We start from the raw sequence: 20,719 nt of genomic DNA, 5'->3' as shown, positions 1-20,719 counted from the left end.
ATAATTGAAACGGATTTTTTAGTTCAATTATCATCTGACAATAAGAAAAGAGGCTAGGACAAATCCATTTTGTCCTAGCCTCTTTTTATTAACTTACAAATACTTGTTTACCGCTAAAGTTTCATAGCTATTTATACAAGGTTACGTTTTACTTTTTTAAATTTATATAGCATTGCTAGTCTCCATGGCACAATCATACAAAAGGCAAGTAAGAAAAACATACCTGCAATTTCACCTGGATCAATTTGACTACTAACAAATACTTTAATTATTGTTCGAATCAGTAATAAAGTAATTAAAATAATGGGAAAGGCTTTAGATCGTTTCATATAAATTTGATGGCCATCTGTTTCAAAGCGTGACGTCCATATTAGAACGGTCGAAAACAATAAACCTAAAATAATACATTCAATAATTTCAAGTCCTGACAATCTAAAGTAAGGTATCACATACATTAACGCACCAGTTGCCATGAAAAACGGAGGTAAAATGATTTTCTTTTCGTTAACAGGAAATTGTTGCGCTTTCATTCTTATAACTATTACACCTATGCCCATTAAAAAAGCAACGACAATGGAGAAAACTAAATATAACACGACGACACCTTCTTTTATATTTTACAAATATCACAAACGATATTATAACATTCCCTCTATAGTTATTCATCATTTTGTCTTAAATTATAGCGCTGCCAAACAATAATCGCCACAAAAATTACATAAATTCAATTACCAGCTATATTTGCTCATTTAAGACAAAAAAATAAGCCTTTTTCAAGGCTTATTCCCAAATCAATCCTGACAATTACATTGGAACTGATGAGTTTAAATTGTTTAACAAATGTCTCAAATAAGTCATGTCTTGTGTTTGGATTGCTTTGTTATATTGTAAAAATTCGTCATTATTGCAAAAATTAATATGTGCACAAGCTAATCTATCCAAGACTTCTTTGTCTTCCATATCATATGCATCTTTCATTAATTTTCCCCCTTCTATGTTTGATATTATATAATAATTGTAAATTATGTGCAAATAGTTTGTCGGAATTGTGCGAATATTACAATAATAATACCATCATTCTACAATAAATATTTCTTTATATTGGTTTTATATTTTATATGTTCCATAACCAAAACACATTAGGTTTGGCAACATAAATAAAGAGCGGATAACTTACGTTCGACAGTAGTTATCCGCTCTTTAATGGTCTATTATTTAGACTTCTTCATGTTTGAGTCCATATTTTTGTTCATCATTGTCATCATTTGATTTACTTTCTTTTGCGATGGTTTTTGACCCATTTGCATCATCATCATACGAAGCATTTCTTCATTAATTGGTGGGTTCTTTTTGAAATAATCCATCATATATTTTCTTGCTAAGAAGAAACCACCTACTAATCCAACGATTAGTGCTATTACGATTAATAAAACTGCTAACCAAACTGCCATTGTTTCACCCACTTTCCTATCCTAATGCATTTTACTAAATTAAATGTTTAATTTCAAGGAAGTTTAGCTTCAAACTCCTGTAACCTTATGTATTATATCAATATTAAATTCACTTTGTAAATACACTTACAAGAACATAAGTTCAACCACTAATTTAGCTTTAATTTATGTAACTTTCAATAGAAAATGACATGTTAATTTACTGTACACTTAAAATTTTTTGAGTCATGATAAAAACAACATGACTTGAAGCATGTTTATCCATCAACATTTTGTAATGATAAAATTAAAGGCTAGGACACCTTAATGTCCCAGCCTTTACATAACTACAAATTATTAAAATGTTTGAATTTGATTTAACACATTCTCTTTAGTGAAACCGTATTTTTCTACGACTAAGTCACCAGGAGCACTAGCACCAAATGTATCAATACCGATAACTTTACCTTCAGTACCAACATATTTATGCCAGCCTAGAGAAGATGCCATTTCAATTGCAATACGTTTTGTAATTGATGATGGGATTACTGATTCTTTATACTCAGCTGATTGTTGATCAAATGCGTGCCAGTTAGGCATAGAAACTACTCGTACACCTTTACCTTGTGCATCTAAATCTTTAGCTGCATCAACTGCTAAGTTTACTTCTGAACCAGTCGCTAATAATAAGAATTCAGCATCTTTTTCTGATTCATAAACTACATACGCACCTTTACGTACGCCTTCTTCAACAACTGCTTCTGGTAAGTCTAAAGCAGTTAAGTTTTGACGAGTTAATACAAGTGAAGTTGGTGTGTTTTCTGACTCTAATGCAACTTCCCAAGCGACACGTGTTTCATTTCCATCAGCTGGACGAATCACATTCATGTTAGGAATCGCTCTTAAACCTGCTAATTGCTCTACTGGTTCATGTGTTGGACCATCTTCACCTACAGCAATTGAATCGTGTGTGAAGATAAATGTTGAATTTAAGCCCATAATTGCTGATAGTCTTAGTGCTGGTTTTAAGTAGTCACTGAATACGAAGAATGTTGCACCATATGGATGTAAACCACCGTGAGCAGCCATACCATTCACTGCAGCACCCATTGCGAATTCACGTACACCAAACCAAATATTTTTACCTTCAGGTGTTTCCGGAGTAAAGTCAACTGCTTCTTTAACATTTGACTTGTTTGAACCAGCTAAGTCAGCTGAGCCACCGAAGAATGATGGTACGCTTTGACTGATTGCTTGAATTACATCACCTGAATCAGCACGAGAAGCACCACTATGACCTGCTTCATATTTAGGTAACACGTCTTTATAATTTGTTGGTAATTTACCACTAATAGCTAATTTAAATTCTTTAGCTAATTCTGGGTATTTTGAACTATATTCTTCTACTAAGTTGTTCCAAGCTTCTTCATTTTCGTTTGCACGTTTTAACATTTGAGTTTGGAAAATTTCATATACTTCTTCTGGTACGAAGAAACGTTTTTCTGGATCTAATCCGTAATTTTCAAATGCTAATTTTCTTTCGTCTTCACCTAGTGGTGCACCATGAACGCCATTTGTATCTTGTTTATTAGGCGCACCATAGCCGATAATTGTTTTCACTTCAATGATTGTTGGTTTATTACTAGATTTAGCATCTTCAATTGCTTTGTCAATTGTTTCTAAATCGTTACCATCTTTAACAAAGATATGTTCCCAACCATAAGCTTCGAAACGTTCTTTTACATTTTCAGAGAATGCTTTATTTAACTCTCCGTCCAATGAAATATCATTGGAATCATATAAAACAATTAATTTGTCTAATTGATTATGGCCTGCAAATGATGCTGCTTCATGAGAAATACCTTCCATTAAGTCACCATCTGATGCAAGAACGTAAGTGTAATGATCTACAACGTTAGCATCTTCTTTATTAAATTTACCTGCTAAATGTTTTTCTGCTAAAGCCATACCTACTGACATAGCAAAACCTTGTCCTAGTGGACCTGTAGTAACTTCGACACCATCCGTATGTTTGAACTCTGGATGACCAGGAGTTTTAGAACCCCACTGTCTAAATTGTTTTAATTCTTCTAATTCTAAACTACCTGAAACATGTAATAAACTGTAAAGTAATGCAGAACCATGTCCTGCAGACAATACGAATCTGTCTCTGTTAAAGAAATCTTTTGATTGAGGATTAAAATTCAAATGGCGTGTCCATAAAGTGTATGCCATTGGAGCTGCGCCCATTGGTAAACCTGGGTGGCCTGAATTTGCTTTTTCAATAGCATCAATACTTAAGGCTCTTATTGTATCAATCGCTAGTTGGTCTTTTTCATTAAACATCTAATATGACTTCCTTTCTTAAATAGCATGATTCATATATTATTATAACTTATTTAACTTATAATTAACAAAAAATTAGATTATCTTTTATCTTGGTCTTTTTCATCCAATACTTTTTTGATTTTATCTGGCGTCACATCGTTTCCTTCTGGATCAATGACCCTTGTGCTTTCTAATTGCTGCTTAAAGCCTTTTCTAAACGATTCTAAATAAGCTTTACGTAATTTAGATTGTTCCTTCGCTTCTTTTTCAGTTAGCCCTTGTGCTTTTTTCTTTCTAGCTAATTCATTAATTCTATTAATATCTACACCATTTGATTCAGTCATAATAACCTCCATAGATTTATATCATATAAATTTTAACAAAAAAAAGAGCGGAACTAAATGCATTCGCTCTTTTTTATCATTCTAATTATTTAATTACTGCCATCGTTTGGTTCGATGCTTGTTCGCTATTTAAATCTTGTTGTAATTGATTATTATTTTGTTCTTTGTGCTCTGTAGTTATTTTATGATCAGTCATTTCGTACGTTTGTTCTCTATTATTATTTATATCTGCCGTTAGTACAAATATAGTACATAACAGCATCGTAGTAACAAGTATTAATAAATATGTTTTGATTTGTGACATATAGATAGAATTCATATAGTATCTCTCCTAGAACATTTGTTTGTACAAACACTTTAACAGAACACGTGTTCTTAGTCAATACAAAACGAACAAACGTTTGTAACAAATTTCAATTCATGCTATAATTGGATTAAATTAAATTAGGGAGTGCCTATTATGAGAGAATTAACAAAACGACAAAATGAAATTTTCGATTATATAAAGCAAATCGTGCAATCCAAAGGTTATCCACCAAGTGTTCGTGAAATTGGAGAAGCTGTCGGTTTAGCTTCTAGTTCAACTGTTCATGGTCATTTATCTAGATTAGAAGAAAAAGGCTATATCAAACGTGATCCTACAAAACCACGTGCAATAGAAATTGTCAGCGACCAACTTGGAGAACCAATAAATAACGAAGATACAATTCACGTACCAGTTATTGGTAAAGTCACTGCCGGCATACCGATTACTGCAGTGGAAAATGTAGAAGAATACTTCCCTTTACCAGAACATTTTACTTCTACACATAACAGCGATATTTTCATTTTAAATGTTGTTGGAGACAGTATGATCGAAGCTGGTATTTTAGATGGCGACAAAGTGATTGTGCGTAGTCAAACAATTGCAGAAAACGGAGATATTATTGTAGCTATGACAGAAGACAATGAAGCAACTGTTAAACGATTTTATAAAGAAAAAACGCGCTATAGATTACAACCAGAAAATAGCTCAATGAACCCAATCTATTTAAATCAAGTTTCTGTACTTGGTAAAGTGGTCGGATTATTCCGTGAAATGTAATAGTCTCCAAGCACTCTCATTCAGCACTATTTAACATAATAACTTGTAATTACACATACAAACTAAGAGGCTATGCCGTCACGGCATAGCCTCTATTTTGTATCTTTATCTTCTTTTTTGTCTAGAACTTCTTTTACTCGTTCTAATATATCTTCCGATTTATGTTTTTCATGTATTGTCATTAGCATCTCATCCTTACCTTTATAAGATACCCTAACATTTCATCACCAAACATTAGTTAGTATAGTTTTCCGTCCAATAAGGTTGACGCTCATTATTAAAAGCGACGCCTACTCCTAACTCATTATAACTAGAACGTAAGATATTTTTTCTATGTCCTAATGAATTCATTAAGCCTTCGTGTGCATAAATACTATTCATTTGACCATAAGCTAAATTTTCGCCTGCAGCATTAAATTTAATATCATCAGCTTTCAAACGATCAAATGGGGATTCATCATCTAAGTTGGTATGATCAAAATAATCATTCTCCGCCATATCTTTACTATGTTTTCTTGCTGTATCTGAAACATCACTATCATAATTCAATGTAGATAATTGATGTTGTTTTCTTTCAGCATTTACAATTTCAAAGTTTTGGCGTTCAAAACCTTCTTTTAATGCTTCAGATGGTGCACCATATTGTCCTTGCAATCGTTGTTCAAGCTGATCACTTACCAATAGTATTGCTGTTAAACCATTATCTTGATGTTTATCATAGAATGCCGTTGTATAGATTTGATTTTCATGAAATGTGTCATATTCATCATTCTCAATTTGGTATCTAACATTTCCTTTTTTCTTTTCAGTAATTGGTTCTCCTAATCTGTCTCTTACGACATCTTTAGGTGTACCATACTTGATTTTTGACTGTGATGTAATTGAATTTTGATTCGTATAAAGTGCATTGACTTTGTCGTCTAAATAACTGACCATCACAAAGTTACTATAATCACCAGTATAATAAGTATGCCAACTCGTACCATATTCATTGGAAGTTACACTCTTAGCTTCTCCAAATTTATTTTCAACGTCTGCTTTATCCATATTCATTTGAATATTACTTAAAGCAAATTGTTGTTCACTTGGCACTTTGAGTGACTTAGTAGATGATGACTGATTAGTTTGCCAAGCATTAATTTTTGTTTTGACCTCTTGTTGAACGTCTAACATAAAGGGTGACTCTTTTATTGGCACAATCAATACTATGCATAAAAAAATTAAACTATATAATAATATTTTTCTAATCTTCATCACCTACGTATTTTAATCTCTATCACCGTTAAAGATAGAATTACGCACAATCACATAATCTACTTTTCGTAACGAATTCAAATCTTTACCGCCTGCATAAGAAATTGAACTCTGTAAATCTTGTTGCATTTCAATTAGAGTATCTTGTAGTGAACCTTTGTGTTCAACAAACATTTTTTTACCTTCAACATTTTTATGTTCACCTTTTTGATATTCCGAAGCACTACCAAAATATTCTTTGTATAACTTACCTTCAAGTTCTACTGTTTCTCCTGGAGATTCTTCATGTGCTGCAAAAAGAGAACCAATCATAACCATAGATGCTCCAAAACGCATAGATTTCGCTATATCACCATGCGTTCTAATACCACCATCAGCAATCATCGGTTTACGCGCTGCTTTACTACAATGGTTTAAAGCAGCTAATTGCCAACCACCTGTACCAAAACCTGTTTTAATTTTAGTGATACATACGCGTCCAGGTCCAATACCTACTTTTGTAGCATCTGCACCAGCATTTTCCAATTCACGAACGCCTTCAGGTGTTCCAACATTTCCTGCAATGACAAATGTCTCAGGTAAATGCGTTTTAATATGTTTTATCATATTAATGACCGAATCGTTATGACCATGTGCAATATCAATTGTAATGTATTCAGGCACTAACGCTTCAGCTGCTAACTGTTTTACAAAATCAAATTCTGGTGCCTTTACTCCGACAGAAATTGAAGCAAATAGACCTTTATTCTGCATTTTTTTAACAAATGGAATACGTGCCGCTTCGTCAAAACGATGCATTATATAAAAATAGTCTTGCTCCGCAAACCATTCCGCTAACTCTTCATTCATAACTGTTTGCATATTTGCTGGTACTACAGGCAACTTAAAAGTTCGCGGTCCAAATTTAATTTCTGTATTACATTCAGAACGGCTACTCACAATACATTTATTTGGTATCAATTGCACATCTTCATAATCAAAAATTTTCATAATAATATAAAACTCCTAACATTTATAATAAAACATAAAACTAATGGTAAGTTTTTACAGTATATAACATCTCATTCACTCATCTTTCGATAATGAAAACGTTTTTTCACGAACAATATTACTGTATTACCATTAGATAATATACAATGTTTTACTTTAAATGTAAACGGACTTACGTCTTAAATTACCAACTAGATTTTTTCACACCAGGAATTTGACCTTTATGTGCATGTTCACGAAATGCAATTCTAGACATTTCAAATTTTCTCAACACACCTCTAGGTCTGCCACTAACCTTACAGCGTCTTGTTAAACGTGTTGGTGATGAATCTCTTGGTAATTTTCGTAAAGCTTCATAGTCACCTTTTGCTTTTAATTCTTTACGTAAGTCATAATATTTATTAACTAATGCTTCTCTTTTTTGTTCTTTTACTACTTTAGATTTTTTTGCCATATAACTTTCCTCCTACAAATCGTAATAATTACGTTTTAATAATATCACATCATTCTTAAATATCAAGTGAAAGTTTTTATCTATAATTACAATCCAAAACCAAGCAGACATTTACTTGTTATTTATAATAGTAGATTTATGATCTTTGTCTGTCTTAACTTAAATGATACTAACATCGTCCAATTAATTGTTGGTGTATCATTAAATCATTATCTTCAATATCTTTGTGACCTAATAGCACGTTTTTCCCTTGCGCAACAATGTGACATATGCTAAAATTTTAAATCGTAAGTATTCCTAATTGTAGAAAGGGTGTTAACTTTGCGCGTAAATATTACATTAGCTTGTACAGAATGTGGCGATCGTAATTATATTAGTACTAAAAACAAACGTACAAATCCTGAGCGTATCGAAATGAAAAAATATTGCCCAAGATTAAATAAATATACATTACATCGTGAAACAAAATAAGTAATTCTTATCTTTTGAATACGACAAGCATTACCAATCATCACTTCGGTGATGATTTTTTTATTATAAAAAAACAAGTGTGTAATCAAATTATGTCATTTTTGATTACACACTTGCTATAAAATATATCTAATCTATAAAGTTCTAATGTTAAATGTAATTTACAACTTTACTACTTAATCTTTCGCTTCAAGATCAACGTCTGCAATATCTATGCCTAACGCTGCTGCAACACCTTTACCATAATTTTCATCTGCTTTATAGCAATGACGAATATGACGGTGTTGAACTTCTAGAGTTGTTCCTTCCATTTCATTAGCTGTATTTACAAACATACGCTCTTGTTGCTCAGGAGATTGTAGTCTAAATAATTTTCCTGGTTGTTCGAAGTAGTTGTCATCGTCTTCTCTGAAGTTATGTTCATAAGCAGTACCTTCTACTTCTAATGGTGGTTTTTTATATTGCGGTTGATCTTCAAATGCACCTTCGCTATTTGGATAGTAATGTGGTCTACCGCCTTGGTTATTATCTAAAATGCGCATTTGACCATCTCTACTGAATGGGCAAATATTTTCAACTCCAACACCTTTAGGTTGATTTACTGGGATTTGCCAATGGTTTGCGCCTAATCTATAACGCTGTGCGTCTCCATAAGAGAATAAACGCCCTTGTAACATTTTATCTGGTGAAAAATCTAATCCGGGAACGATATTAGTTGGTGCAAATGCAGCTTGTTCTACATCTTGGAAATAGTTATCCGGATTACGATTTAATTCAAATTCACCAACTTCAATTAATGGATAATCTCCTTTGTACCAAACTTTTGTTAAATCAAATGGATTATCTTTATGCTTTTTAGCTTGTTCTTCTGTCATTACTTGAATATACATTTTCCATTTTGGATAATCTTTATTTTCTATCGCTTCAAATAAATCGCGTTGTGAAGATTCTCTATCATAAGCAATAGTTTGAGCTGCTTCTTCTGGTTGTAAATTTTCAATACCTTGTTGTGTTCTATGGTGGAATTTCACCCATACACGTTCACCTTTATCATTATACATTGAATACGTATGAGAACCAAAGCCATGCATATTTCTAAATCCTTTAGGAATACCACGATCAGTCATTAAAATTGTCACTTGATGAAGTGCTTCTGGTAATGATGTCCAAAAGTCCCAATTATTTTGAGAACTTCTCATATTTGTTCTAGGATCACGTTTTACTGCGTGGTTTAAACTTGCAAATAATTTAGGATCTCTAAAGAAGAATACTGGCGTATTATTACCTACTAAATCCCAGTTCCCTTCATCTGTGTAAAATTTCAATGCAAAGCCACGAATATCACGTTCTGCATCAGCTGCACCACGTTCACCTGCAACCGTTGAAAAACGTGCGAACATTTCAGTTTGTTTACCTACTTCAGAAAATATGCTTGCACACGTGTATTTAGTAATGTCATTTGTTACTGTGAATGTGCCAAATGCACCTGAACCTTTAGCATGCATACGTCGTTCAGGTATAACTTCTCTATCAAAATGTGCCATTTGTTCTAAAAAATACCAGTCTTGCATAAGTAAAGGGCCTCTTGGTCCTGCTGTCATACTATTTTCTCTGTCAGATACTGGTGTACCAAAAAGACCTGTCAATTTTTTACGTTCGCTCATACGAATAACCCCCTATTTGTTCAGATAATAATAATTATTATCTACTACATATTTTAATGTATACCCTATGTTCAAATCAATAAAACCACTATTAAAAATCGCATTTTTCTGAATTCTCTTTACGCTTTATTGCTTTAAAGTTATAAAAAATATTTGCTTGTGGTTCTCAAAAGCATTAAAATAGTGTGTATACAAAATTTAAAAGTAAATAGGAGCCTTATTATGGAACAAAATAAATTAAATCGAGGTCTCAGTTCACGTCATATTTCTATGATTGCCATTGGCGGCGCTATCGGTACTGGACTATTCGTTGCCACAGGTAGCGTTGTATCACAAGCTGGTCCGGGTGGGGCCATAGCAGCATATTTAATTATTGGAATCATGTTATATTTCCTTATGTCTTCAGTTGGAGAATTAGCAACATTTTATCCTGTCTCCGGCTCGTTTAGCTCATATGCTACACGTTTTGTAGATAGTTCATTAGGTTTTACTATGGGTTGGTTATATTGGGTGATTTGGACGCTTGTTGCAAGTGTGGATATTATTATTGCAGCTAGCGTATTAAGTTATTGGGATGTATTTCATTTCTTTTCCACTGTGACATGGAGCATGATCTTTTTAGTCATATTATTTTTACTTAATATTTTCTCAGTCAAAGCATTTGGAGAAGCTGAATTTTGGTTATCGTTAATTAAAGTAGTAACTATCTTAATCTTTATTGTTATTGGCGTATTAATGATAGTTGGTATTTTAGGTGGAAAAACGTATGGTATTACAAACTACTCTATCGGCGAAGCACCTTTTGTCGGTGGCTTGTCAGGCTTTTTGGGAGTTTTATTAATCGCTGGATTCTCAGTTGGGGGTACTGAAGTAGTAGCTGTTACTGCGGGAGAATCTGACAATCCTCATCGTTCAATGCCAAAAGCAATTAAACAAGTATTTTGGAGAATTTTATTATTCTATGTATTGTCTATTGCAGTTATTGCTGCAATTATCCCATATACTGATCCATTACTGCTAAACGAAAGTGAATCTGTTAGCCAAAGCCCATTCACTATTGTTTTTGATCGTGTCGGTATCGCTTTTGCAGCTTCAGTCATAAATGCTGTCATTTTGACATCACTATTATCTGCAGCGAATTCTGGATTATATACTTCAAGTCGAATGTTATTTTCGATGGGACATGATAAATTAGCACCTAAATTTTTGGCACGTTTAAATAAAGGTACAAAATTACCTATCGCTGCGATATTAACTACTTTCATCGTTGTGTTGGCAGTTATTGTCCTTGCTCAATTTCAATCTAATATCGTATTTACATTATTAAATATCATTGGCTCTTTAGTTATCATTGTATGGGGTTCAAGTATTTTAGCACAAATACGATTACGCATGGCTATTAAAAAGCAAAATAAAGATGCGCAACAAGTCTTACCATATAAAGCTCCATTTTATCCATTTGGTCCAATTGTGGTAATTATAGCTTTACTATTTTTATTTGTTGGTAACTCAGTAGGTACTATTATAGCTGGCGATATTGCTGGATTATTAAGAAATATCGTACCACTATTCATCTTACTCATTATTTACCTTACACATAAATTTATGTTCCAAACAAAAGTTATCAAACTTGAAGACATTAACTTAGATAATAAATATGAATAACTCTAAGTAAAGGACAAAACGGTTTCCCCGTTTTGTCCTTTTATTATGTTTCCTTAACTAGCCCTCACAAATTTGTACCTTTGGTAATATTTTGTATTCAATTATTTTAACCTGTATCGTAATATAGTATAATTAAAGAAAATCAAGTACTTGAGGTGGAAAATTATGGTTGGACAAACAAATTTATTCGATGATGTACTCAAACCAGAAGAACGCTTTGTTATTGTTGTACAATCATTAGAAAATCTACACGACCAATTAATTAAGCGAACTCTACGAGAATATAGTAGCCTTAAACACGATCAAATGGAAAACTTATATGAGCATTTAAAATCACTGTTTTTAGAAGAGCCGTTTGCTGAAAATCAATCAGCATTTGCAATTACGGTTTATACTAATTTAGATTATGCTGCAGACCAAGTTTATGCCCACGTAAAACGTCATCGAGGCAAAAATGAGTGGACACATACAGCTAAATAGCTTAAGTCACGATACTATAAATTTTGCTAAGAGTTAAAGTAAACTCTATTTTTTCTAGTTGCCTATGTTACAGTTGACCATTAATCTACGCTGACTTCATACAATTTATGAAGTCAGTTTTTTACTATTAAATTTAGGTTGTCAGTAATAACAAAATCTATAACTTTCTCTTTATTATGCTCTAATAAATCATTTATTAAATTATAAAAACACGTTTCACAGTTTTGTTTATTTAAGACTTAACTGTAAAACGTGTTTCCCATATTTATTTCTTTAATTCTATCATTGGTTATAATTTTTGTTTTAACGTATGAGGTATACCATTGTCTGCATTTGATAAGGTAACTTCATCAGCAATGGATTTCACTTCATCATTGGCATTACCCATAGCAACAGCATGACCAACTACTGAAAGCATAGATATATCGTTAGAACTATCACCAAAAGCAATAACCTCTTCTAAACTAATCCCTAGTTTATCACACAACGCACTAACCGCATTCCCCTTTGAAACATCTTTAGCCATAAATTCAAGGAAGTATGGTTTACTTGTAGTAACATCTATTTCATCGTTGAAGGAACCAGCAAGATCACTTTTAGCTAATACAATATTACAGACATAATCTACACCCATAACTTTCGGCACAGCATCTTGAATATAGGCTTTTAAATCATCAACTTTTTTCATAGGTAAACCCGTTAATTCAGCTTCAATATTCATGTATTCATGTTCACCTTCATAAATAATGTGGCCATCATGATATGTTAAAACGAAAAATGATTTTTTTCTGCAGTAATCAACAATTTGATCAAAGTTTTCTTTTGATACTGGTTTATTGACTGTTACATTTTCCGTAGCTACATCCACAGTATTGCCACCATTATAACTGATAACATGACTTTGATGTGCATCTAAATTTAACAATCGTGCTGTAGGTAGCATACCTTCAGTCGGTCTACCTGATGCTAATACTACTTTGTAACCTTCGTCTTGTATTTTAATAAGATAGTCTTTTGTTTCTTCTCCTACTTGATTTTCATGGTTCATCAATGTATCATCCATGTCCATGACAATTAACTTATATTTACTCATGTTGTAGTGCTCCTTTCCAATTAACCCTATAGTCCTATCATACTACAAAAAATTATGAATGGTATACGAGTTCAGATGTTACACCAGTTTCATTAATTGTCACTAGTTCTGAGCGACACTGTGAAAATTCATTTTTTAACGCTCTTACTAATTTCCCACTTTTTTCCTTGCTTATAAGCGTTAATATGGTAGGACCTGCACCACTAATTACAGTTGCGTATGCTTGATGAGATTTTGCAATTGCTTTAACTTGTGCAAACTCCGGTATTAAATGTTGTCGGAAAGGCTCATGAAACCCATCTTGCTCCATCATTTTGCCTGCCAATTCATAATTATGTTGAATTAACGCACTGATCATAGTATTACTGATTGCACTATTTTGCACTGCCTTTTTATACGAAAATGTGTCTGGCAGCACATTTCTTGAATCATCTGTACGTAATTCATATGACGGCACTGTGATAATTACATCCACTTTAGGTGTATCGATACTAGAAACTTCAGTAACATTTTCCACTTCATTATAGTAGCCTAACACTAGACCACCATAAATCGTTGGTGCTACGTTATCAGGATGTCCCTCAAATTCAGTAGCTAATTGTAATAATTCATACTGCGAGAGCTCAATATCACCAAAATAATTTGCTATGTATAAAGCACCAACTAACGCTGACGCTGATGAACCTAAGCCACGTGCTAAGGGAATATCACTGCGCATTTCGATGGATAATGCAGGCAAAACTACATCATATTTTAAGGCAACTTGTTGTGCTATTTGATAAATATAATGTGATTCGTCTGTAGGTAATCCTTCTACATTCGGACCTATATGATGAAAATGCCATTGTTCATCATTCGTAATTGTTACTTGTAAATACAAAAATTTATTTAATGCCATACCAATAGAATCAAAACCGACACCTAAATTAGCTGTAGATGCCGGTATTTTGATATTTAAACTTTTCACCATACTATAGTGCCCCTTTAATATAATCTAGAATGCTTTGTCTATCGTTTGGTAGAGGTTTAATAGGGTTATCTAATAATGAAATAGCAGTATCTGGGTCTTTTAAACCATTGCCTGTTAATACTGCCACTACTTTTTTACCTTTAGGTAATTTGTTTGCTCGGTGAAGTTTAATCAAACCAGCAATGGAAGCATTACTAGCTGGTTCACTAAATACGCCTTCTTTAGTTGTCATCAGTTTATAAGCTTCTAAAATTTCCTCATCTTTTACACTATCGATTTGACCATTTGATTCCTCCAAAGCATTCGTAGCTTTAGACCAACTTGCAGGGTTACCAATACGTATTGCAGTTGCAACTGTTTCTGGATTTTTCACTACTTTATTTTGAACGATAGGTGAAGCTCCTTCTGCTTGGAATCCAAACAATTGTGGTAATTGGGTATTTAATTGATCATGATATTCTTTAAAACCTTTCCAATAAGCTGTAATATTACCAGCATTGCCAACTGGAATAGCTAAAATATCAGGTGCCTCACCGTCAAGTTGGTGAACTACTTCAAAAGCACCTGTTTTTTGTCCTTCGATACGATAAGGATTAACAGAGTTAACCAACTCAATTTCGCCGTTTTCTGCAACTTCTTTAACAATTTCTAAAGCTTCATCAAAATTTCCTTCTATTGAGACAATTTCAGCACCATACATAACTGCCTGTGATAATTTACCTAAAGCAATTTTGCCCTCTGGAATTACAACAATTGCTTTTAAACCTGCTCTTGCTGCATAAGCAGCAGCAGAAGCTGATGTATTACCAGTGGATGCACATATAACAATTTTTTTGCCTTCTTCTTTTGCTTTAGTCATTGCCATAACCATGCCTCTATCTTTAAATGAACCAGTAGGATTTGCACCCTCATATTTTACGTATAATTCGATATCTAACATTTCTGATAAATTTTCACAATAAATTAAAGGTGTTTGCCCTTCATTTAAAGTTACTTTAGGTGTATTTTCATTAACTGGTAAAAATGTTTTAAATTCCTCTACTAAACCTTGCCATCTTTTCATTATGCATGAACCCCTTCTACTGGATATACTTTATTTACTTGTAAACCTGCCGCTTCAATTGATTGTTGTGGTGAATCGTCTACACCATAAACAATTAAACTTACAGTATCTTGATTTCTTTCTTGAACATCTAAATTTTTGTGTAATGGTAATGCACCTTTAATAGTTTCTGCAATATCTTTTTCAGTTAAACCTTGCTTGTCTACTACTACATAGTAGTTTTCTTTCTCTTTTAATGTAATCGTATCAGATTCATCGTCGATCATTTCTTTTGTTTTTTCTGTTTTCAATTCAAAATGTGGCGGCAGTGTGTGTAAATCATATTCAAAATGTAATGCTACGTTTAATAGATCACTTGCTACGGCACTACCAGTAGCTAAACTACCAGCACCTTTACCATAGAACATAGTTTCACCGACTGCATCACCGATTACATAAATTGCATTAAATTCATCTTCTACTGAAGCTAGTTGATGCGCTTTATTTATTAATGTTGGTGCCACAGAAGCATTCACTTGCCCATTTTCATATGTTCCTTTACCAATCAATTTAATTTTATAGCCAAGTTCATCAGCAACTTTTATGTCTGCTAAACTAACATCACTAATACCCGTGCGTTGCACATCAGTTAGATTAATGACCTGATTAAATGATAAATAAGAAGTGATAACCACTTTTCGAGCTGCATCGATACCTTCGACGTCATCAGTTGGGTCCGCTTCAGCAAATCCTAGACGCTGTGCTTCAGCTAAAGCGTCGTCAAAAGATGTTTCTTCGCGAGTCATCTTACTTAGGATGAAGTTAGATGTACCGTTGAGAATCCCCATAAATTTACTAATGTTATTTGCATTTAATCCATTATTAATTGCATTAACTATCGGAATGCCACCTGCAACACTTGCTTCATATTTCAATGCGACACCATTTTGTTCTGCTAAATCTTCTAATACTCTTAAATGCACAGCTAGTAGATCTTTATTTGCAGTAATGACATGTTTCTTCTGACTCAAGGCACCTTTCAACCAATCTACTGTTGGTTCAATACCTCCCATAACTTCTACTACAATATCTACTGAATCATCTTCTAAAATATCGTTTACATCTTCAGTTAAATGATATTTAGAAACATTAATTGGTCTTTTACGTGATTTATCTTTCACTAATATATGTTTAATATTAATATCTTTATTAATCGTATCAATAATTTGTTGTCTATTTTCTTCAATAATCTTTACTACACCTGATCCTACAGTACCTAGACCAAGTAATGCTACATTTAATTCCTTCATAAGTTCATTCCTCCGATTGTTCTTCTAAAAAATACAATTGTTCAGTTGAAAAATACTAGAATATGGTATAGTATAAGTTCATTCCCAAAATTTGTAAAGCTCAAGTTGTTGAAACATATTTATATCCTATCATTGTTATAGGTAAAACTAAACAAAATTTTCTGATTTTTTAGAAAGGTTGTAAAATTATGAAAGTAACTAAATTCGGTGGCAGTTCTGTATCTAATGCAGAACAAATAAAAAAAGTATTAAATATTGTAAATGCTGATCCAGAGCGCAAAATTGTAATTGTATCAGCACCAGGAAAAAGAACTAGTGACGACACAAAAACAACTGATTTGCTTATTCGTTTATATGAAAAAGTAATAGAAGGTTTAGATTATCGTCCTAAGCAAGAAGAAATTATTCAACGTTATGCAGATATTGTATATGCGTTAGAAATGGATGATGCAATGTTAACTACATTTGATCACACATTGACTCAATATATAGTTAACTTAAAGTCAAAACCATCTCGTCTACTTGATGCGTTATTATCTTGTGGCGAAGACTTTAATGCTCAGTTAATTGCTGCATACAATAATAGTCAAGGTATTCCAACACGTTATATTTCTCCTGGTGAAGCTGGTATCGTAGTAAGTGATTTACCACAAAATGCTCAAATTTTAGATCAAGCTTACGAGAATTTATATCAATTAAGAGATTATAAAGAGAAGTTAATTATCCCTGGTTTCTTTGGCATATCACGCCAAAATTTTGTAGTGACATTCCCAAGAGGTGGTTCCGATATAACAGGAGCTATTGTCGCTAGAGGTGTCCGAGCAAATATTTATGAGAACTTCACAGATGTATCGGGGATTTATCGTGCACATCCTGGTATTGTTAAACAACCACAAGTCATTGATGAAATTACTTATCGTGAAATGCGAGAGTTGTCATACGCTGGATTTGGTGTATTCCACGATGAGGCGTTACAACCTTTACATAAAGATAGGATTCCAGTAGTGATTAAAAATACAAATCGTCCTGATGATTTGGGTACATTTATTAGACATGATCGAGAGATAAATACTAATAATGTGGTTAGTGGTATTAGTTGTGACACTGGATTTACAGTAATCAACATTAAGAAATATTTAATGAATAGACAAGTTGGTTTTACTCGAAAAGTATTAGGTGTTTTAGAAGACTATGATATTTCCTTTGATCATATGCCTTCAGGTATAGACAGTATTAGTATCATTATGCGCTCCAAAGAAATTAAAAATATTGAAGAACAAGTACTAAATGATATTCGTAAGCACTGTGATGTTGACGAACTAGGAGTAGAACATGATTTAGCTGTCCTAATGGTTGTCGGCGAAGGTATGCATAGAATTGTTGGTACTGCTAGCCGAATTACACATGCATTAGCAGAAGCTAATATCAACTTAAAAATGATGAACCAAGGTGCATCAGAAATATCGATGATGTTTGGTATCGATGTCAATGATGCTGAAAAAGCGGTAAAAGCAACATATGAATATTGTTATAACGGTAAGTGTCTATTGACATAAAAAATAATCCTTTAAATCTAGCAGTATAATTTTAAAATTATGCTTCGATAGATTTAAAGGATTTTATATTGCTTTTCTCTCAGAAATCAATGCTTGATTAATTCGATCATCGCCTACGACCAATCTTAGCATTACAAATTGATAATAACTTAGTGCCTCAATAACGTTTTTATAATTTGGCAATTGATGATAATCAATGGGATCCAACAATTCATACATTAACACAATTTCAGGTTTAACATAGTCTACGTCCCATTTGATTGAGTGAAAATATATATGCTTTGCTGGTAACCTAATATCGTTATTTAGTCTAAACATCCAATCATCGCCTTCTGTATCATAGACAATAATAGTTAAAACCATCGTGTCACCATCGTACACATTTGCATGCGTCAATGTTTTAAAATCAATTACAGAAAAGTCAGAAGAAGATTGATGCTCATCAAACAGTTTAATCGTAAACGTTTTAGGGACATGTTTAATTACTTCTGAAAAATACATACGTTCTACACTAATATCAACTTTCTGATTTAAATCAAATGCATCATATAAAAATAATTGTTTAGCGATTTCACCATTAAATTTAAATATATTTTTCGCTTTATCTATTAACTCATTCATTAAAGGGCTTACGTTTTTAAATTTTTGGTCACACAAAAAGTTCACCTCCAAAAAGTAAGCGTTTCCATTACCTACATTATATAGTTTGTTGGCACATTTTTCAAATCATTATTTTATTAAATTTTGCATGGAATAAAGCAATTTTAAAAAGTTCCTAAACAATAATAATTTATATTTATAGGTAAGCTTAGCTCGGGTTGATTCATAACATATATGCGTTGTGCATTTTTAATTAATGTTTGTTGAATTGGAGCAACAGCATGAAACGTCTGAAACAATTGATTTTCTACATAGTATGGTGCTGATATAAAATATTGTTTAATGTTATATTGTTTAAAAGTATCCTGTACACTTTCTCCTACAAGTACATGAAATGTAGAACAAACAGTGGCAGAAGGTATAATAATGTTAAAATTAGTATACTTACTGACATATTGAATAATATCAGTAGAGAAAGTAATGACAGAAATTTTTATATTATTTCTGACTAATGTGTCTATGACATTATATGCAATAGGATGATGATCAAATGCAATCACATCATCATTTTGTATTTCTTCTTGTAGTATCTTTAATATTGCTTTTGAACTATGCATGACGTTCCTCCGAGTTTGAATTTTAAATATAAAATCGCTACTTTTTTGTACCCTAAAATACTTTTTATAAGTAAATCTGTGTAAATTTAGTGCAATATAGAAAATTTTTCACGATTTAGTATGCTACTAGTATTGTTATTATAGATACGAGTGTTATTATATAATCTATATAATTAAATTTAAAATTAATCATAATTGTGGTTTGAAACAATCCACATTTCACAAGTTAATACTTTTAATTACAAATTTCAATTAGATTAGGATGATTATTATGTTCCTCACTATTACTCTTTTAATAATAATTATATTATTAATTGTCATACTATTTTTAAACCATCATTTTATGCAAAACAAACTAGATACTGAGACGTATGCCAAGACACAGCTCGTAACGAAAATTAGTTCGTTAACGTCAGAAAATACGTATTTAAAAAACGAAATGCTTAATATAGATGCTAACAATGACAAACATCATCACGGTATTCGCAAAGCAAAACAAGAATTAACTGACATTATGAATACTTTAATCGATACTGAAAAAATTAACTTTTTCGAAATTATTAATACGAGTAGTTTAGCAGTTAGGCATCCCCTATTCGACTATGCACGTCCTTTTGATTATATAGTAATTACTGAAAAAGGGTTATTCAATATTGATGTTAAAAATTGGAAACAAAAAACATTTTATCACTTTAATGCGGATGCTAATATTACGGCAACTGATGGTGATGATGTAAATACTATTGACCAAGCTGTAGGTAGATACATTGCACAACAGTTCCATAGTCAATTCCAATCTACTCATCCTACGAGCTATACTTTTATAGAACGCATTAAAAATAATTCAGTTGTCTATGACTTTTACAGTCATGATCCATATAAAGAAGCTGCATCTAACACACAACTGTTAGAAAATAAAATCAAAGAAAAATCGAATCACTCTATAAGCAATATCGGCTTAGTTTACTTTGCAGATGGCTCTGTTAATTTAATTGACGGTCCTACTAAACGCGAACAATATGCTGAAACTGTATCGTCTAAATCTAATTTACGCGAGGTCATTACAAAAACGGTAGAACAATCTACAGAAGCATTATCACAAGAGCAATTCGATAAACTGGTAGCAATATTTAATTAATTATACAGCCTATAAACAAATCACCTAAAAACATATAAACAATCAAAAAGGTAGTATGTACTCAATTTTAGTACATACTACCTTTTTAATGGTTGAATTTTATTCAAAACTATTAACTGTTGGATACACATAGCAGAAATATTAATAATCGTTAATTTATATGATAATTATAAATTTATGTGGCATTATACTTTGTAAATTTTTCATTTTTGAACTATAATTATTTTTA

Annotated in this window: 22 protein-coding genes; 6 read left to right on the top strand and 16 right to left on the bottom strand. The window is 32.4% G+C overall.

All coding sequences use genetic code 11. From position 1 onward, the window contains the following. Positions 1-131: 131 nt before the first annotated feature. The 6 genes from KA845_RS09675 to sosA form a co-directional block, all read right to left on the bottom strand. Positions 132-596, bottom strand: coding sequence for a CcdC family protein (locus KA845_RS09675; RefSeq protein ID WP_002511074.1), 465 nt, complete (start codon positions 594-596; stop codon positions 132-134). 208 nt (positions 597-804) lie between these two features. Continuing rightward, positions 805-978: a hypothetical protein gene (locus tag KA845_RS09670; protein WP_002511073.1), complete on the bottom strand. Its 174-nt coding sequence runs from the start codon at positions 976-978 to the stop codon at positions 805-807. A 233-nt stretch (positions 979-1,211) separates the two neighbouring features. Next, on the bottom strand, positions 1,212-1,451 hold the full coding sequence (locus KA845_RS09665; RefSeq protein ID WP_172606416.1) for a YneF family protein: 240 nt from the start codon (positions 1,449-1,451) through the stop codon (positions 1,212-1,214). Between the two features lie 336 nt (positions 1,452-1,787). Next, a complete protein-coding gene (gene tkt / locus KA845_RS09660; protein ID WP_021458825.1) occupies positions 1,788-3,776 on the bottom strand; it encodes a transketolase in 1,989 nt (662 codons plus the stop codon). Between the two features lie 80 nt (positions 3,777-3,856). Further along, positions 3,857-4,102, bottom strand: coding sequence for a DUF896 domain-containing protein (locus KA845_RS09655; protein ID WP_002511063.1), 246 nt, complete (start codon positions 4,100-4,102; stop codon positions 3,857-3,859). Positions 4,103-4,187: 85 nt separating this feature from the next. Continuing rightward, the gene (gene sosA / locus KA845_RS09650) at positions 4,188-4,421 is read right to left on the bottom strand and encodes a DNA damage-induced cell division inhibitor SosA (protein WP_002511062.1); all 234 of its coding nucleotides are present in this window, start codon (positions 4,419-4,421) and stop codon (positions 4,188-4,190) included. 141 nt (positions 4,422-4,562) lie between these two features. Here sosA and lexA point away from each other — a divergent pair, with 141 nt between their 5' ends. Beyond that, complete coding sequence (lexA, locus tag KA845_RS09645) at positions 4,563-5,186, top strand: transcriptional repressor LexA (RefSeq protein ID WP_002511061.1); 624 nt, start codon at positions 4,563-4,565, stop codon at positions 5,184-5,186. A gap of 234 nt (positions 5,187-5,420) precedes the next feature. Here the strand turns inward: lexA and KA845_RS09640 are convergent, their stop codons facing one another. The 3 genes from KA845_RS09640 to rpsN all read right to left on the bottom strand — a co-directional run bounded on the left by KA845_RS09640 (position 5,421) and on the right by rpsN (position 7,884). Then, complete coding sequence (locus KA845_RS09640; RefSeq protein WP_107373451.1) at positions 5,421-6,443, bottom strand: CAP domain-containing protein; 1,023 nt, start codon at positions 6,441-6,443, stop codon at positions 5,421-5,423. A gap of 9 nt (positions 6,444-6,452) precedes the next feature. Next, positions 6,453-7,430: a GMP reductase gene (guaC, locus tag KA845_RS09635; RefSeq protein WP_002511059.1), complete on the bottom strand. Its 978-nt coding sequence runs from the start codon at positions 7,428-7,430 to the stop codon at positions 6,453-6,455. 184 nt (positions 7,431-7,614) lie between these two features. Then, positions 7,615-7,884, bottom strand: a complete 270-nt coding sequence (rpsN, locus tag KA845_RS09630) for a 30S ribosomal protein S14 (RefSeq protein WP_002511058.1) — start codon at positions 7,882-7,884, stop codon at positions 7,615-7,617. A 321-nt stretch (positions 7,885-8,205) separates the two neighbouring features. Between rpsN and rpmG the strand changes: the two genes are divergently transcribed. After that, positions 8,206-8,355 (top strand): 50S ribosomal protein L33, encoded by a 150-nt coding sequence (gene rpmG, locus KA845_RS09625; protein WP_002511057.1) that lies wholly within the window; start codon positions 8,206-8,208, stop codon positions 8,353-8,355. Between the two features lie 176 nt (positions 8,356-8,531). Here the strand turns inward: rpmG and KA845_RS09620 are convergent, their stop codons facing one another. Beyond that, complete coding sequence (locus KA845_RS09620) at positions 8,532-10,019, bottom strand: catalase (protein ID WP_021458829.1); 1,488 nt, start codon at positions 10,017-10,019, stop codon at positions 8,532-8,534. 222 nt (positions 10,020-10,241) lie between these two features. On the opposite strand from KA845_RS09620, the gene KA845_RS09615 reads away from it, so the two are divergent. Then, complete coding sequence (locus KA845_RS09615) at positions 10,242-11,684, top strand: amino acid permease (RefSeq protein ID WP_002511055.1); 1,443 nt, start codon at positions 10,242-10,244, stop codon at positions 11,682-11,684. A 165-nt stretch (positions 11,685-11,849) separates the two neighbouring features. Then, a complete protein-coding gene (locus tag KA845_RS09610) occupies positions 11,850-12,164 on the top strand; it encodes a hypothetical protein (RefSeq protein WP_002511054.1) in 315 nt (104 codons plus the stop codon). A gap of 289 nt (positions 12,165-12,453) precedes the next feature. On the opposite strand, the gene KA845_RS09605 is transcribed toward KA845_RS09610, so the two are convergent. From KA845_RS09605 to KA845_RS09590, 4 genes are read right to left on the bottom strand one after another with little or no spacing between them, the layout of a single operon-like run. Continuing rightward, a complete protein-coding gene (locus KA845_RS09605) occupies positions 12,454-13,257 on the bottom strand; it encodes a Cof-type HAD-IIB family hydrolase (protein ID WP_021458830.1) in 804 nt (267 codons plus the stop codon). Positions 13,258-13,309: 52 nt separating this feature from the next. Then, positions 13,310-14,227, bottom strand: a complete 918-nt coding sequence (gene thrB / locus KA845_RS09600; protein ID WP_002511052.1) for a homoserine kinase — start codon at positions 14,225-14,227, stop codon at positions 13,310-13,312. 1 nt (position 14,228) lies between these two features. Further along, on the bottom strand, positions 14,229-15,290 hold the full coding sequence (thrC, locus tag KA845_RS09595) for a threonine synthase (RefSeq protein WP_103387927.1): 1,062 nt from the start codon (positions 15,288-15,290) through the stop codon (positions 14,229-14,231). Next, positions 15,290-16,579, bottom strand: a complete 1,290-nt coding sequence (locus KA845_RS09590) for a homoserine dehydrogenase (RefSeq protein ID WP_107373449.1) — start codon at positions 16,577-16,579, stop codon at positions 15,290-15,292. Before KA845_RS09590 ends, thrC begins: the two co-directional genes overlap by 1 nt. A gap of 188 nt (positions 16,580-16,767) precedes the next feature. On the opposite strand from KA845_RS09590, the gene KA845_RS09585 reads away from it, so the two are divergent. Then, on the top strand, positions 16,768-18,135 hold the full coding sequence (locus KA845_RS09585) for an aspartate kinase (protein WP_103387929.1): 1,368 nt from the start codon (positions 16,768-16,770) through the stop codon (positions 18,133-18,135). Between the two features lie 63 nt (positions 18,136-18,198). On the opposite strand, the gene KA845_RS09580 is transcribed toward KA845_RS09585, so the two are convergent. After that, positions 18,199-18,792 (bottom strand): hypothetical protein, encoded by a 594-nt coding sequence (locus tag KA845_RS09580; protein ID WP_002511048.1) that lies wholly within the window; start codon positions 18,790-18,792, stop codon positions 18,199-18,201. Positions 18,793-18,899: 107 nt separating this feature from the next. Then, on the bottom strand, positions 18,900-19,352 hold the full coding sequence (locus KA845_RS09575) for a sugar phosphate isomerase family (protein WP_103387930.1): 453 nt from the start codon (positions 19,350-19,352) through the stop codon (positions 18,900-18,902). Between the two features lie 271 nt (positions 19,353-19,623). Here KA845_RS09575 and KA845_RS09570 point away from each other — a divergent pair, with 271 nt between their 5' ends. After that, on the top strand, positions 19,624-20,490 hold the full coding sequence (locus tag KA845_RS09570) for an NERD domain-containing protein (RefSeq protein WP_103387931.1): 867 nt from the start codon (positions 19,624-19,626) through the stop codon (positions 20,488-20,490). Positions 20,491-20,719 lie beyond the last annotated feature (229 nt).

This window comes from Staphylococcus sp. GDX8P114P-2, from assembly GCF_017892945.1.
Taxonomy (GTDB): Bacteria; Bacillota; Bacilli; order Staphylococcales; family Staphylococcaceae; genus Staphylococcus; species Staphylococcus arlettae.
The sequence above is the reverse complement of the archived record's forward strand: the minus strand, read 5'-3'. Positions and strand labels throughout refer to the sequence as shown.

What these genes read in the sequence shown, in the direction of transcription:
- KA845_RS09575 (WP_103387930.1), bottom strand. Translation starts at nt 19,352, where the DNA reads ATGCATAGTTCAAAAGCAATATTAAAGATACTACAAGAAGAAATACAA.
- KA845_RS09610 (WP_002511054.1), top strand. Translation starts at nt 11,850, where the DNA reads ATGGTTGGACAAACAAATTTATTCGATGATGTACTCAAACCAGAAGAA.
- KA845_RS09570 (WP_103387931.1), top strand. Translation starts at nt 19,624, where the DNA reads ATGTTCCTCACTATTACTCTTTTAATAATAATTATATTATTAATTGTC.
- tkt (WP_021458825.1), bottom strand. Translation starts at nt 3,776, where the DNA reads ATGTTTAATGAAAAAGACCAACTAGCGATTGATACAATAAGAGCCTTA.
- KA845_RS09620 (WP_021458829.1), bottom strand. Translation starts at nt 10,019, where the DNA reads ATGAGCGAACGTAAAAAATTGACAGGTCTTTTTGGTACACCAGTATCT.
- sosA (WP_002511062.1), bottom strand. Translation starts at nt 4,421, where the DNA reads ATGAATTCTATCTATATGTCACAAATCAAAACATATTTATTAATACTT.
- guaC (WP_002511059.1), bottom strand. Translation starts at nt 7,430, where the DNA reads ATGAAAATTTTTGATTATGAAGATGTGCAATTGATACCAAATAAATGT.
- KA845_RS09590 (WP_107373449.1), bottom strand. Translation starts at nt 16,579, where the DNA reads ATGAAGGAATTAAATGTAGCATTACTTGGTCTAGGTACTGTAGGATCA.
- KA845_RS09655 (WP_002511063.1), bottom strand. Translation starts at nt 4,102, where the DNA reads ATGACTGAATCAAATGGTGTAGATATTAATAGAATTAATGAATTAGCT.
- lexA (WP_002511061.1), top strand. Translation starts at nt 4,563, where the DNA reads ATGAGAGAATTAACAAAACGACAAAATGAAATTTTCGATTATATAAAG.
- KA845_RS09665 (WP_172606416.1), bottom strand. Translation starts at nt 1,451, where the DNA reads ATGGCAGTTTGGTTAGCAGTTTTATTAATCGTAATAGCACTAATCGTT.
- KA845_RS09605 (WP_021458830.1), bottom strand. Translation starts at nt 13,257, where the DNA reads ATGAGTAAATATAAGTTAATTGTCATGGACATGGATGATACATTGATG.
- KA845_RS09615 (WP_002511055.1), top strand. Translation starts at nt 10,242, where the DNA reads ATGGAACAAAATAAATTAAATCGAGGTCTCAGTTCACGTCATATTTCT.
- thrC (WP_103387927.1), bottom strand. Translation starts at nt 15,290, where the DNA reads ATGAAAAGATGGCAAGGTTTAGTAGAGGAATTTAAAACATTTTTACCA.
- rpsN (WP_002511058.1), bottom strand. Translation starts at nt 7,884, where the DNA reads ATGGCAAAAAAATCTAAAGTAGTAAAAGAACAAAAAAGAGAAGCATTA.
- KA845_RS09585 (WP_103387929.1), top strand. Translation starts at nt 16,768, where the DNA reads ATGAAAGTAACTAAATTCGGTGGCAGTTCTGTATCTAATGCAGAACAA.
- KA845_RS09670 (WP_002511073.1), bottom strand. Translation starts at nt 978, where the DNA reads ATGAAAGATGCATATGATATGGAAGACAAAGAAGTCTTGGATAGATTA.
- thrB (WP_002511052.1), bottom strand. Translation starts at nt 14,227, where the DNA reads ATGGTGAAAAGTTTAAATATCAAAATACCGGCATCTACAGCTAATTTA.